The 12,910-nt window shown below is 69.1% G+C and carries 10 protein-coding genes; 5 read left to right on the forward strand and 5 right to left on the reverse strand.

What is annotated here, in order from left to right; genetic code table 11:
* Positions 1-12 precede the first annotated feature (12 nt).
* The 4 genes from mmsB to ACSSVZ_RS12890 all read right to left on the reverse strand — a co-directional run bounded on the left by mmsB (position 13) and on the right by ACSSVZ_RS12890 (position 4,925).
* Positions 13-1,242 carry a multiple monosaccharide ABC transporter permease gene (gene mmsB, locus ACSSVZ_RS12875; RefSeq protein WP_453970566.1) on the reverse strand — a complete coding sequence of 410 codons (1,230 nt, stop codon included), beginning with the start codon at positions 1,240-1,242 and terminating at the stop codon, positions 13-15.
* A 9-nt stretch (positions 1,243-1,251) separates the two neighbouring features.
* Positions 1,252-2,796 carry a multiple monosaccharide ABC transporter ATP-binding protein gene (mmsA, locus tag ACSSVZ_RS12880; protein ID WP_453970569.1) on the reverse strand — a complete coding sequence of 515 codons (1,545 nt, stop codon included), beginning with the start codon at positions 2,794-2,796 and terminating at the stop codon, positions 1,252-1,254.
* Between the two features lie 202 nt (positions 2,797-2,998).
* On the reverse strand, positions 2,999-4,069 hold the full coding sequence (gene chvE / locus ACSSVZ_RS12885) for a multiple monosaccharide ABC transporter substrate-binding protein (protein WP_453970570.1): 1,071 nt from the start codon (positions 4,067-4,069) through the stop codon (positions 2,999-3,001).
* A gap of 49 nt (positions 4,070-4,118) precedes the next feature.
* The gene (locus ACSSVZ_RS12890) at positions 4,119-4,925 is read right to left on the reverse strand and encodes a FadR/GntR family transcriptional regulator (protein WP_453970572.1); all 807 of its coding nucleotides are present in this window, start codon (positions 4,923-4,925) and stop codon (positions 4,119-4,121) included.
* A gap of 338 nt (positions 4,926-5,263) precedes the next feature.
* Here ACSSVZ_RS12890 and ACSSVZ_RS12895 point away from each other — a divergent pair, with 338 nt between their 5' ends.
* The 3 genes from ACSSVZ_RS12895 (at position 5,264) to ACSSVZ_RS12905 (ending at position 9,629) form a co-directional block, all read left to right on the forward strand.
* The gene (locus ACSSVZ_RS12895; protein WP_453970574.1) at positions 5,264-6,277 is read left to right on the forward strand and encodes a helix-turn-helix transcriptional regulator; all 1,014 of its coding nucleotides are present in this window, start codon (positions 5,264-5,266) and stop codon (positions 6,275-6,277) included.
* Between the two features lie 164 nt (positions 6,278-6,441).
* Complete coding sequence (locus ACSSVZ_RS12900; RefSeq protein WP_453970576.1) at positions 6,442-8,787, forward strand: vWA domain-containing protein; 2,346 nt, start codon at positions 6,442-6,444, stop codon at positions 8,785-8,787.
* Positions 8,784-9,629: a hypothetical protein gene (locus ACSSVZ_RS12905; RefSeq protein ID WP_453970577.1), complete on the forward strand. Its 846-nt coding sequence runs from the start codon at positions 8,784-8,786 to the stop codon at positions 9,627-9,629. Before ACSSVZ_RS12900 ends, ACSSVZ_RS12905 begins: the two co-directional genes overlap by 4 nt.
* Before the next feature lie 12 nt (positions 9,630-9,641).
* Here the strand turns inward: ACSSVZ_RS12905 and ACSSVZ_RS12910 are convergent, their stop codons facing one another.
* The gene (locus ACSSVZ_RS12910) at positions 9,642-10,685 is read right to left on the reverse strand and encodes a LacI family DNA-binding transcriptional regulator (protein ID WP_453970579.1); all 1,044 of its coding nucleotides are present in this window, start codon (positions 10,683-10,685) and stop codon (positions 9,642-9,644) included.
* A 126-nt stretch (positions 10,686-10,811) separates the two neighbouring features.
* On the opposite strand from ACSSVZ_RS12910, the gene hisD reads away from it, so the two are divergent.
* The gene (hisD, locus tag ACSSVZ_RS12915) at positions 10,812-12,119 is read left to right on the forward strand and encodes a histidinol dehydrogenase (RefSeq protein WP_453970581.1); all 1,308 of its coding nucleotides are present in this window, start codon (positions 10,812-10,814) and stop codon (positions 12,117-12,119) included.
* 2 nt (positions 12,120-12,121) lie between these two features.
* Entirely contained in the window at positions 12,122-12,877 is a 756-nt protein-coding gene (locus ACSSVZ_RS12920) for an SDR family NAD(P)-dependent oxidoreductase (protein ID WP_453970583.1), read from the forward strand.
* The last annotated feature ends 33 nt before the right edge of the window (positions 12,878-12,910 follow it).

The following is a 12,910-nucleotide window of genomic DNA, read 5'->3' on the forward strand; positions in this document are numbered from 1 at the left end:
CTGTCGGTGCCGTCAGGCCTTGTTCTTGTTGTAGACGTCGAAGATCACGGCCAGCAGCAGCACCAGCCCCTTGACCACCTGCTGGTCGTCGATGCCGATGCCCAGCATCGACATGCCGTTGTTCATCACCCCCATGATGAAGGCGCCGACCACCGCGCCGACGATGGTGCCGACGCCGCCGGACATGGACGCGCCGCCGATGAAGACGGCCGCGATCACGTCGAGCTCGAAGCCGAGGCCGGCCTTCGGCTGGGCGGTGTTGAGGCGGGCGGCGAAGACGAGGCCGGCGAGCGCTGCCAGCATTCCCATGTTGACGAAGGTCAGGAACACCAGCCGCGGCGAGTTGATGCCGGAGAGGCGCGCCGCCTTCTCGTTGCCGCCGACGGCATAGATGCGGCGGCCGATGGTCGTGCGCGAGGTGATGAAGGAATAGACGCTGACCAGCAGCGCCATCACGATGAGGACGTTGGGAAAGCCTCGGAACGTCGCCAGCACCCAGACGAAGTAGCCGATGGCGCCGACGAACAGCAGGATCTTGGCGACGAAGAAGCCGAGCGGTTCGTCGTCGTGGCCGCCGGCGCGGCCCCGGAATCGGCTGCGCAGGCCGAAATAGAGGATCGCCGACACCACCGCCAGCCCGAGCAGCAGCGACAGCACGTTGAGGCCCTTTACCGACGCGATGTCGGGCAGGAAGCCGGAGGCGAGGAGCTGGAAGCCGCGCGGGAACGGCCCGACGGACTGGCCGTCGAGGAGCTTCATCATCAGCCCCTTGAAGACCAGCATGCCGGCAAGCGTGACGATGAAGGAGGGGATCTTCCAGTAGGCCACCCAGTAGCCCTGGGCGGCGCCGATCAGCGCCCCCGCGACCAGGCAGAGGGCGCCGGCAAGCAGGTAGTTCATGTCCCAGTTGACGATCATCACCGCGGCGAGCGCCCCGATGAAGCCCATCACCGAGCCGACCGACAGATCGATGTGGCCGGAGACGATCACCAGCAGCATGCCCACCGCCATGATGACGATGTAGCTGTTTTGCAGGATGAGGTTGGTCAGGTTGACCGGCTTCATCAGGATGCCGTCGGTCATCACCTGGAAGAACGCCATGATGACGATCAGCGCGATCAGGATGCCGTATTCCCGCATGTGCCGGCGCAGGAACGCGCTGCGCGATCCGTGGGCGGCGGACGGCGCGCCGCCGGTCGCCTTTGCGGACAGGTCGATGCTTTCGCTGAGGTCTTGCGACATGCGCGTTTCCTAGTGGTCTTTGCCGGAGCGGACGATGAGCGACATGATCGCCTCCTGCGACGCGTGCGCCGCGTCGAGCTCGCCCACGAAGCGGCCTTCGTTCATCACGTAGATGCGGTCGGAGACGCCCAGCAGCTCCGGCATCTCCGAGGAGATCATCACGATCGCCTTCCCGGCCGCCGCCAGGTCGGCGATGATCCCGTAGATCTCGGTCTTGGCGCCCACATCGATGCCGCGCGTCGGCTCGTCGAGGATCAGCACCTCGGGTCCCGCGAACAGCCATTTCGACAGCACGACCTTCTGCTGGTTGCCGCCGGAAAGGTTGACCACTTCCTGCCCCACGCCGGAGCATTTGATGTGCATGCGCTCGCGGTAGTCGCCCGCCACCGCGAGCTCGCGGCCCTCGTCGACAACGATGCCGTCGGAGATGCCGAGGAGGTTGGCGAGGGGGATGTTCCGCCGGATGGGCTCGTCGAGGATGAGGCCGTAGGTCTTGCGGTCCTCGGTCGCGTAGCAGAGGCCGTTGCCGATCGCCCGCGCCACCGTCGAGACGTCGGCCGGCGCGCCGTTGATGCGCACTTCGCCGGAAATGCGGGTTCCGTACGACCGGCCGAACAGGCTCATGGCGAGCTCGGTGCGGCCGGCGCCCATCAGCCCGGCGATGCCGACCACCTCGCCGCGCCGCACGTGAAAGCTCACGTCGTCGACCACCTTGCGGTCGGCGTGCAGCGGATGGTGGACCGTCCAGTTCGACACCTCGAGGATCGTCTCGCCGATCTTCGGGTCGCGGTTCGGAAACCGGTCCTCCAGATTGCGGCCGACCATGTCGCGGATGATGTCTTCCTCGCTCACCGCGCCGGTGGCGCAGTCGAGGTTGGACACCACGCCGCCGTCCCGCAGGACGGTGATGGTGTCGGCCACCTTGGAGATCTCGTTCAGCTTGTGGGAGATCAGGATGGAGGAGATGCCGCGGCGCTTGAACTCCAGGAGAAGCTCGAGCAGCGCGTCGCTGTCGTGTTCGTTGAGGCTCGATGTCGGCTCGTCGAGGATCAGGAGCTTCACCTCCTTCGACAGCGCCTTGGCGATCTCCACCAGCTGCTGCTTGCCGAGGCCGAGGTCCGTCACTCGGGTCTTCGGCGATTCCGTCAGCCCGACCTTGGCCAGAAGCTCGGCCGTCCGCTCGAAGGTCTCGTCCCAGTCGATGACGCCGCGCGTGGCGCGCTCGTTGCCGAGGAAGATGTTCTCGGCGATCGACAGAAGCGGGATCAGCGCCAGCTCCTGGTGGATGATGATGATGCCCAGGCGCTCGCTGTCCGTGATGCCCGAGAAACGGCACTCCTCGCCCCGGAAGGCGATCGATCCCGTGTAGCTGCCGTGCGGATAGACCCCCGACAGGACCTTCATCAGGGTCGACTTGCCCGCCCCGTTCTCGCCGACGAGCGCGTGGATCTCGCCTTCACGCACCGACAGGCTGACGGTGTCGAGGGCGACGACGCCGGGAAACGTCTTGGTGATGCCGTGCATCTCCAGGATCGGCGTCGGGGCAGCGGTCATCGGGGCGTTCATCGACAGGTGATCCTGAACTTTGGGGCAGGGCCCCGGCGCCGCGTTCGGGAGGCGGGTGCCGGCCGCGCCGGTACGCTGCGGCGGCCGGCTCCCCCGCTTCGGCGCGCGGTCGGGCAAGGGGAGAAACCCGATCGCGGCCCTGGGCCTGGCGTCGTCGTCGGTCAGGCGCGGGGCCTGACCGAAAGGCGCTCTAGAACACCTGGTCTTCGGTGTAGTAGCCGCTGTCGACCAGCACGGACCGGATGTTGTCCTTGGTCACGATCACCGGCTTCAGGAGGTAGGACGGCACCACCTTGACCCCGTTGTCGTAGGTCTTGGTGTCGTTCACCTCGGGCGTCTTCCCGTTGAGGACGGCGTTGACCATGTCGACCGTGACGCCGGCAAGCTGCCGGGTGTCCTTGAAGATGGTCGAGTACTGGTCGCCCCGCAGGATCGCCTTCACCGAGGGGATTTCCGCATCCTGGCCGCTGATGATCGGCATCGGCATGTCGCCGGAACCGTAGCCGACGCCCTTCAGCGAGGAGATGATCCCGATCGACAGCCCGTCATAGGGCGAGAGCACCGCGTGAACGTGCTTGTCGCTGTAGTAGGCGGACAGCAGATTATCCATGCGCGCCTGGGCGAGCGAGCCGTCCCAGCGCAGGGTGCCGACCTTGTCCATGCCGGTCTGGCCGGAGACGATCGCGATCTTGCCCTGGTCGATGAGCGGCTGCAGCACACTCATGGCGCCGTTGTAGAAGAAGTAGGCGTTGTTGTCGTCGGGCGACCCGCCGAACAGCTCCACGTTCCAGGTCTCGGCGTCGGGGAAGCGCTGCTTCAGGCCGTCGACCAGGGTCTCGGCCTGCTGCACGCCGACCTGGAAGTTGTCGAAGGTCGCGTAGTAGTCGACGTTCTCGGAATCGCGGATCAGCCGGTCGTAGGCGATCACCGGGATGTTCATGGCGGCGGCATTGGCGAGCACGTTCGACAGGGTGGTGCCGTCGATGGAGGCGATCACCAGCGCGTCGACGCCCTTCGTCACCATGTTCTCGATCTGCGAGAGCTGGTTCGGAATGTCGTCTTCGGCGTACTGCAGGTCGGTGGCGTAGCCGGCCTCCTGGAACTGCTTGACCATGTTGTTGCCGTCGGCGATCCAGCGGGCCGACGATTTCGTCGGCATGGCGATGCCGACGGTTCCCTTGTCCTGTGCGAAGGCAGCCTGTGGTTGTGCGGCGGCAAGGCCGAGCGCGGCGGCCGCCAGGACGAGCGTCCTCAAAAGCATCGTTGTCTCCATCCCTGTCTGGCGTCCGTCGGGGCGGGCGCGCGTTTCCTCACCGCACGTGAAGGCGGTCTTTCTCGTTGGCGACGGGCATCGTGCCCGGCCGCTCCCCGTCGCCTGCTCCGCCATCGGCGTAGAGCGCGAGGAGGACGTCGTCGAAGGCGCTTTCGATCAGCCTTCGCATGTAGATCTCGGCGAGTTCCCCGTCGCCGCTGCAGATGGCGTCGTGGACGCGGGCGTGCTGGCGGACGGTCTCGTCCTGCGGATTCTGCCGCCAGCTCATCGAGAACGAGATCGACAGGCTGCGCTCGATCATCGCGCCGAGCGAGCGCAGGATCGGGTTGCCGGTGGCGCGCAGGATGATGCGGTGGAAATCGAGGTCGGCGGCGATCAGTGCGTCGGAGCCGCGCGGGTGCTGCGCCATGCCGTCGAGGGCGGCGCCCAGCGCGCGCCGGTCGGACGGATCGATGCGGTCGGCGGCGATCCGGGCGGCGGCGGGCTCGTTGATCAGGCGCATCTCGTAGAGCGCCTCGACGAACGGGCGCCGGACCTCGGCGAGGAGATGCCAGCGCATCACCTCCGAATCCAGCATGTTCCAGTCGGTCTCGGGACGGACGCGCATTCCGACTTTCGGGCGCACCGAGATCAGGCCCTTGCCGGCCAGATGGCGCACCGCTTCGCGCACCACGGTTCGGGACACCCCGTACTCGGTCTGGATGTCCTTCTCGGTCGGCAGGAGTTCGCCGGGAAGCAGCCGGCCGGAGGCGATCCGGCAGCCGATATGGGTGGCGACACCGGTCGTCAGGTTCGACCGCTCGCCGTCAGCCCCATTCTCGTCGGCCCAACCCACCAGAGACACGCGTGATCCTCCCAGATCTCTATTTATCGTACAATTAGATCAAGAGGTGGGCTTCATCAAGCGTGATTTGGCCAATCGCCCCCTATTCATATGATGAGTGAGCGGGGCGCGTGGCCCTGATGATGGGCGGGGGCTGCCCTTGATCGCCATGAGAGGGCGGGTCGGCGACCGCTGGCGGGCTTGCCGGCCGCACGCATCGTCAAACCGCTGGCCCGTGATGCCGGACACATGCGGATTGGCGGGCGTCGGGCTATAAACGACATCCTGCGCGGGCTGCCGGTGTCATCTGCCGGCCGCCGGACACTCAGACGGTCGGGGGGCCGAGTCGGGGAGGGACGATGCCGATCGTCAGCCTGAGAGCCAGCGATTTCGATGCGGCGACGCGCGTCGCCGCCTTCCAGGACGCGGTATCTGCGATCTGCAAGCTCGACATCGTACCGGACCATCTCGACCGCTTCACATCCGAGACGGTGATCGGCGTGCTGCCGACGCTGGTGACGGGGATCGGCATCCATTCCGCGTGCCGTGCGGAACGCACCACGGGTCTCGCCGCCGAGACCGGTGACAATCTGATGATCCACATTCCAGTGGCTGGCGGCTTCTCCATGCATCAGCAGGGCGGTGTCCCCGTCGATTGTGCGCCGGGGACCATCTACGTCGACCCGAACGAGGTGCCGGGGCGGGCGCGGTTCCACGGTGCCCGGTCCGAGGTGTTCTATGTCTCGCTGCCGCGCGGCGTGCTGGCGAGCTGTGGCAGCAGGCTCGACCGGATGCTGCGCGGCACCGCGCCGCTGACGCCCCAGTGGCGGTTGTTCAGCCGCTATGCCCGCGCCTTGCACGACGAGATGGCCGGGCTCTCCACCGACGAGGCGCTGCGCTGCGCGGTCCACGTTCAGGATCTCGCCCTGCTGGCGCTCGGCGCCGACCGCGACAGCGCCGAACAGGCCCGCGGTCGGGGCGGCCGTGCGGCGCGCCTGGCGGCCATCAAGGCAGACATCGAGACCCGCCTCACCGAGCCCGGCCTCTCGGTGGAGTGGATCACTGGCCGCCACCGCATTTCCGAACGCTATCTGCGCGCGCTGTTCGCCGGCGAGGAGACCTCGTTCCGCGACTACGTCACCGCACGGCGGCTGCTGTTGGCCTATCGCGAACTCACCGATCCGGCCGCGTCCCACCGGTCGGTCGCGGACATCGCCCTGTCGTGCGGCTTCGGCGATGTGTCCTGGTTCAACGCCCTGTTCAAGCGTGCCTTCGCCGCAACCCCGCGCGACGTACGCGCCCGCGCGGCGGCCGGCGTGACACCGGCGCCGGCGTTCCGTGATGCCCCGGCGGGCCGCCCGCGCCCGGCCTGATCCGGGAGGGGGGCGTGTGGGACCTCCGTCGCCCCGCTTTGTGCCGCGCTCCCCCGCTCCACTACCGGCATCCCCAAGAACCGCGCGGACGCGTCGCGTAGGGTCAGGCAACCGACGGGCATTCCGCTCGGCCGCCACCTCGACACCAGACGCGACGGAAACCGATGCCGCACATCCGCTTCTCCCGACCGCCCCTTCTGTCCGCCACGCGTGTGGCGCTCGGCCTGCTCGTCGGGTCCCTCGTCCTGGCGCCGACGATGCCGGCGCGGGCGGCGGATTCGCAACGGGCCTCCATCCTCGTGCTCGACGCTTCGGGATCCATGTGGGGCCAGCTCGACGGCGGTCGGACCAAGATCGAGATTGCCCGGGACGTGCTCACCGACTTCTTTACCCTGCGCGACCGCAGCGTGCCGCTGGGCGTCGTCGCCTATGGCCACAACCGCAAGGGAGACTGCTCCGACATCGAGGTGATTGCCCCCACCGGCCTCCAGGATCCGGCGGGCCTGGCTGACCGCGTCTCCCGGATCTCGCCGAAGGGCAAGACGCCGCTCGGTCAGTCGTTGCGAATTGCAGCCTCCCAGATCCCCCGCATGGCCGAGGAGGCCGACATCGTGCTGGTGACCGACGGGCTGGAGACATGCGGCGTCGATCCGTGCGCGGTGATCGACGCGTTGCTGGCGGAAGGCATCCGCGTCCGGGCCCACGTTGTGGGTTTTGGCCTGACCGAGCAGGAGGCGGAAACGCTCGCCTGCATTCCGGCCAGGACCGGGGGGCTGCTGCTGCGGCCGCAATCCGGCGACGAACTGGCCGAGGCGCTGGTGCGCACAGGAGCCGCTCCGGCGGAGACGCGGACGGCGGGCGTGCACCTCCTGTTCGTCTATTCCGGCGGGATGCCAGACAGCTATGCGTGGCGGGTGCGCGACGACGGCGGGCAGGAGCGCGTCGCCGCCACGGTGACCGGAGACGACCGCTACGCACCCTATCCCGTGGAGCTGCCGCCCGGTGCGTACGTGGCGAGCGTGGAGGCGGCGAACGGCTACGGCGAGGCGGCGTTCACGGTGGCGGCCGGCGAGCCGCAGGACGTTCCGGTTACCCTGATCGGCAAGCTGCCGCAGGTCGCCCTCCGCGATCGCGGCCCCTATGCGGCAATCGGCGAGACGACCCAGGTGGACCTGGAGATCCTGCACGAAGGCCAGGAGACCAACGGGGCGGCGCTCGCTCTGCAGCTCTACCGGCTCGCGGCCGACGGCAGCCCCGGCGAGTCCATCACCTACAGCACGGTCGAGGGCACCAAGGGGCGCAAGAACGCCGGCATCAACCTGCCGGCCGGGTCCGGCCGCTATCTGCTGCGGCTGGAGAGCTGGGGCGGCGAGGCGATCGAAAGCGTGGTCATCGAGGCAGAGATGGAGCCAGCGGTTGCCTTGAGCGCGCCTGCGCGCGTTGCGCCCGGAGCCCCGATCCCGGTGGAGACACGCGGCAGCCAGCTGCGCAACGACCGGATCGAGATCTGGCGCGGCGAAGAGCGCATCGGCTACGGCCTGAACCTGGGCGAACTGGCCGAAGGCGGGGTTTTGGCCGCCCCTGACGAGCCCGGCACCTACGCCCTCGTCTATCGCGGCTACGACGCGACCGGTGAGCAGGCGGAGAAGGCGCGGATCCCGCTCGAGGTGGGCGCGGTCGAGGACGACGCCACCGGCGCCGGTGCGATCGGGCGCAAGGCGGAGGCGGACGACGCGGGCCATGGGCCCGACGACGGCGCCGACGGCAAGCGCTGGGAGGACTACGCCTTCACCTGTCTCGGCGCGACCGATTGCGCGCTCCGCGATCCGGCGACGGGGCTCGGCTTCACGCTGCCGGCCGGATGGGTGGCGACCGCGCCGAGCGTAGCTCCACAGTCGGCGGGCGCGCAGGCGGCCGGCGAGCGGCTCGACCGGCCGATGGTGGAATTCTACGAAGCTGGCGGCAATCTCAATATGCTGCTTCTCAATCCGCGCCAGTGGATCGAGGCGAACGGCATCTGCGGCGCCTCCCGAGCCGGCGACGTCTGCCTGTGGCGCAACGATGCCGCCCCCGATGACGCGCAGGCGTTTGCTGCCCTCGACACCCTGCGCGCCAGCCTTACGCTCAGCCCGCAGCCTGTGGCCGCGCGCTGCGCCGGTCCCGCGCCGTGCCGTTTTGCCCTCGCCGATCCGCCCCTGTCGGGAACCCTGCCCCCCGGGTGGTCGGTGGAATTGCCGACGCGCACAGGCGACGGCCGGATCGCCACCTGGTTTCACGACCGCGATCCGGGCGGCAACGTGAAGCTCGTCGGTCTCAACCAGCCGAGCGCCGATCCCTGCGTCGACACCGCCCTCGGCCCGCTCTGCGACGTCACGCCCTACGTCTCGACCGACGAACTGGAGGCGCTGGCGGCTGGATTGACCGCCGCGGCGGGGCCGGTCGGTCAGGGACGGCAAGTCGATGGGGCGGCGTTCGATGCCTTCATGTCCAAGGTGGGAGGCGCAAAATGATCCGCCCGATCATCGTGCTCGCTGGCCTGGCGGCCGGTGTCTCCCCGGTTTTCGCAACCTGTCCGTCGCCGCTGGTCGTCGTTCGGCCCGGCGAGGCGCCCACGTATCAGGTCCCGGAGAGCGAAGTGCGCGGCGAGATGGAGGCCCTGTTCGGCTCGGCGCCGGATCCGCGCTCGGTGCTGGTCGTCGCACCGGCCGACCGAAAGGGATACTGGGTCGCCCGAGACAGCCTGCAGGAGGCGGCCGTGGTGCTCGGCGCCGACCGCACGGCCTTCGTCTATTCCGGTCCGGACACGTGCGTCCCTCGGGACGTACCGATGGATCTCGATCGGCTGCCCGAGACACCGGTCCAGCCGCTCCCCGACGGGACGCGCAAGCCGATCGAGCTGTTCCCGGACGGGACGGCCGGCGGGCCGCAGCCGCGCAGCGGTCTCTGGCAGGCCCGGCTCGGCGAGACGCAGATGCGGGGCTGTCCGCCCATGATGCAGAAGGCGTTTCCCGTCTCACCGGGCAAGCTGCCGGCCGAGATGATGGCGCCGCGCCGGCTCGACGTGCGCCGGCCCTTCCATCCCGACCAGTTGCCGATGACGCAGCAGATGAAGGTGCGCTGGAAGCCCGCCGGCACCAACCGCTGGACGACAAGCGTGATGCCCGGGACGTTCGCCAAGATCCCGGGCGGCGGCAGCTCGCTGGTCTGGTCGTTGCGGGTGGTCGACGCTGCGACCATCGAGCACATCACCACGGTGACGGTCTCGTTGCCGCCGGAAGCTGCCGCCGTCATGGGCACTGCGAAGGATTGCCGGGTGGAGAGCGTCAATCACTGGGTGCGCGTCGGCGACTGACCGGAACGGGGACTAAGGTTCGTTGCCGGCCGCCGATCCCAGCGAGCGGCGGATGACCAGCTCGAACTCGAAGCAGCGGTTGTCGACGGGTGCGCCGTCGATCATCCGGCGCAGCATGTCGGCGGCAGCCCGGCCCATCCGCCGATGCGGCACCCGCACCGTGGTGAGCGGCGGATCGACGGCGATCGACAGGTCGATGTCGTCGTAGCCGACGACGGACACGTCCTCCGGAATGCGCAGCCCGAGCTCCTTGGCGCCGACGAGCGCGCCGGCGGCCAGCACGTCGTTGCCGCAGATGATGGCGGTCGGGCGCGGGACGCGCGTCAGGATATCCCGCGCGGCGGCGGCGGCCGCTGCCAGCTCATAGGGGGCTTCCACCAGCAGTGGTGGCGCGAGTTCGATGCCGCGCATGGAGAGGGCACCCGTGACGCCGTCGACGCGGGAGAGGGCGCGGTCGTTGTCGCGGGTGACGCCGGCGATCATCGCGATCCGGCGATGCCCGTTGTCCATCACCAGGTCCGCCATCGCGCGCGCCGCGGCGTGGTTGTCGAAGCCAGCGAACGGTGTGCCGGCGTTGTCGCTCCGGTTCCACAGCGTCACGAACGGGACGCCCCGGGTGCGCAGGATCTCGTAGGTGCTGTCGGGTCGCGCCTGACCGATGAGGGCCAGCGCGTCGACGCCGCGGGCCAGCAGTGCCCGCACCTGCCGGGCCTCGCGGTCGGGATCGTAGTGGGAGGTGGCGACCAGCAGGGTGATGCCGTGGTCGCTCAGCTCCTCCTCCATCGCCTGCAGCCCACGCGCGAAAATGGCGTTTTCCATGGTGGGGATCACCGCGCCGATGGTGTCGGTGCGGTTGGAGGCGAGCGCCCGTCCACCGAAATGGGGCGTGTAGCCGAGCGCCATCACCGCGTCCTCGACGCGCTTTCGGGTGTCCGTCTTCACCAGGTGCGGCGTGTTGAGCGCGCGCGAGACCGTCGCCGTGGAGACGCCGGCGTGGCGGGCGACGTCGTTGAGAGAGGCGGCGGACTTGATGAGACAGCTCCTGAAGACGGACACGAACCTTGCGGGTGGCAGGAATGTAAGCGCTTGCATTTCGTCTTTGCAAGCGCTTACGCTGATGATGCGCGCGCAGGCCGGCGCTCTCCACGCCGCTTCTCCCCCACGTGTACAAGTGAGGATTCCATGACCGTCCAGTATCTCAAGAAGGCCGAAAGAGCCTCCACCGACGACGCCGCCGACGTGCGGGCGACGGTGCAGGCGATCCTCGACACGATCGAGGCGGGCGGGGACGACGCGGCGCGGCGCTACGCGGCCGAATTCGACCGCTACGAGGGCGACATCGTGGTGGGGAGGGCCGAGATCGAAGAGGCCGCGGCGAAGGTGTCCCAGAAGCTGAAGGACGACATCCGCTACGCCCACGACAACATCCGCCGCTTCGCCGAGGCCCAGAAGGCGACGATCGTCGACATGGAGTTCGAGATCGAGCCGGGGCTCATCGCCGGCCAGAAGGCGATCCCGTGCCAGGCGGCAGGCTGCTACGCGCCCGGCGGCCGCTATGCCCACATCGCCTCGGCGCTGATGACGGTGACGACGGCGAAGGTGGCGGGCTGCGGCCACATCGCCGCCTGCTCGCCGCCGCGGCCGGGCGTCGGGATCCACCCGGCGATCATCTACACCGCCGACCTGTGCGGTGCCGACCGCATCCTGGCGCTCGGCGGCGTGCAGGGCGTGGCCGCCATGGCGTTCGGTCTGTTCGGCCTGCCGAAGGCCGACATTCTGGTCGGGCCGGGCAACCAGTTCGTCGCCGAGGCCAAGCGCATCCTGTTCGGGCGAGTCGGCATCGACATGTTCGCCGGCCCGACCGACAGCCTGATCCTCGCCGACGACGCCGCCGATGCGGAGATCGTCGCGGTCGACCTCGTCAGCCAGGCCGAGCATGGCTACAACTCGCCGGTCTGGCTGGCGACGACCTCGCGGGCCCTGGCGGAGCGGGTGATGGCGCGGGTGCCGGAGCTGATCGCCGATCTGCCGGAGCTGAACGCCAGGAACGCCGAGGCCGCCTGGCGCGACTATGCCGACGTCATCCTCTGCGCCGACCGGGAGGAGATGGCGCGCGTGGCCGACGACATCGCGGCCGAGCATCTGACCGTGCAGGCGGCCGACCTCGACTGGTGGCTGGGGCGGCTGCAGTGCTACGGGTCGCTGTTCCTGGGCGAGGAGACCACGGTCGCGTATGGCGACAAGGCGGCGGGCACCAACCACGTGCTGCCGACCTCGGGGGCGGCGCGCTACACCGGCGGTCTGTCGGTCCACAAGTACATGAAGCTTGTCACCTGGCAGCGCGCGACCGCCGATGGTGCCAAGCGGGTCGCCGAGGCGACGGCGCGCATCTCCCGCCTGGAAGGCATGGAAGGCCATGCCCGCAGCGCCGACATCCGTCTCGCGAAGTATTTCCCGGGCGAGACGTTCGATCTCAGCGCGGCGGAGTGAGCATGGTGGACGATCGCTTTTCCGTGGCCGGCCGGGTGGCCTGCGTGACCGGCGCCAGCGGCGGGATCGGGCGCGCACTGGCCGCGGCGTTCGCCGCCTCCGGCGCGCAGGTGGTCGGGGTGGCGCGGCGTGCCGAAGCGCTCGAGGACTGGCGCCGGGAGGCCGACGGCGAGACGGCAGCGATCGCCGCCGACCTGTCGGACTACGCCTCGCTCGACGCGCTCGCCGAAAAGATCTCGCAGCCGTTCGGCCCGCCGGACATCCTCGTCAACGCCGCGGGTCTCACCGCCCGCCAGCCGGCCGACGAGGTGACGGTCGAGGCGTGGCGGGCGACCATCGACCTCAACCTCGCCACGCCGTTCTTTCTGGCGAAGGCGCTGGTTCCGCCGATGAAGGCGCGGGGCTGGGGCCGGATCCTCAACATCGCCTCGCTGCAGACCACGCGCGCCTTTCCGGGCGGGCTTGCCTATGGCGCCTCGAAGGGCGGTGTCGGACAGCTCACCCGGGCGATGGCCGAGGCCTGGTCGCGCCACGGCATCACCGCCAACGCGCTGGCGCCGGGCTTCTTCCCGACCGAGCTCACCGCCGCCGTGTTCGCCGATGCCGAGCGCACCGCCCGCAACGCCGAGCAGACCTGCATCGGCCGCAACGGCGTGCTGGAGGATCTGGTCGGGCCGGCGCTGTTCCTCTGCTCGGATGCGGCGGCCTACGTCACCGGCCAGATCCTGCACGTGGACGGCGGCTTCACCGCCAAATGAAGGCAGGCGTCCACACCGGTGCGCAATCGGTGG

The organism is Amorphus sp. MBR-141, from assembly GCF_053628695.1.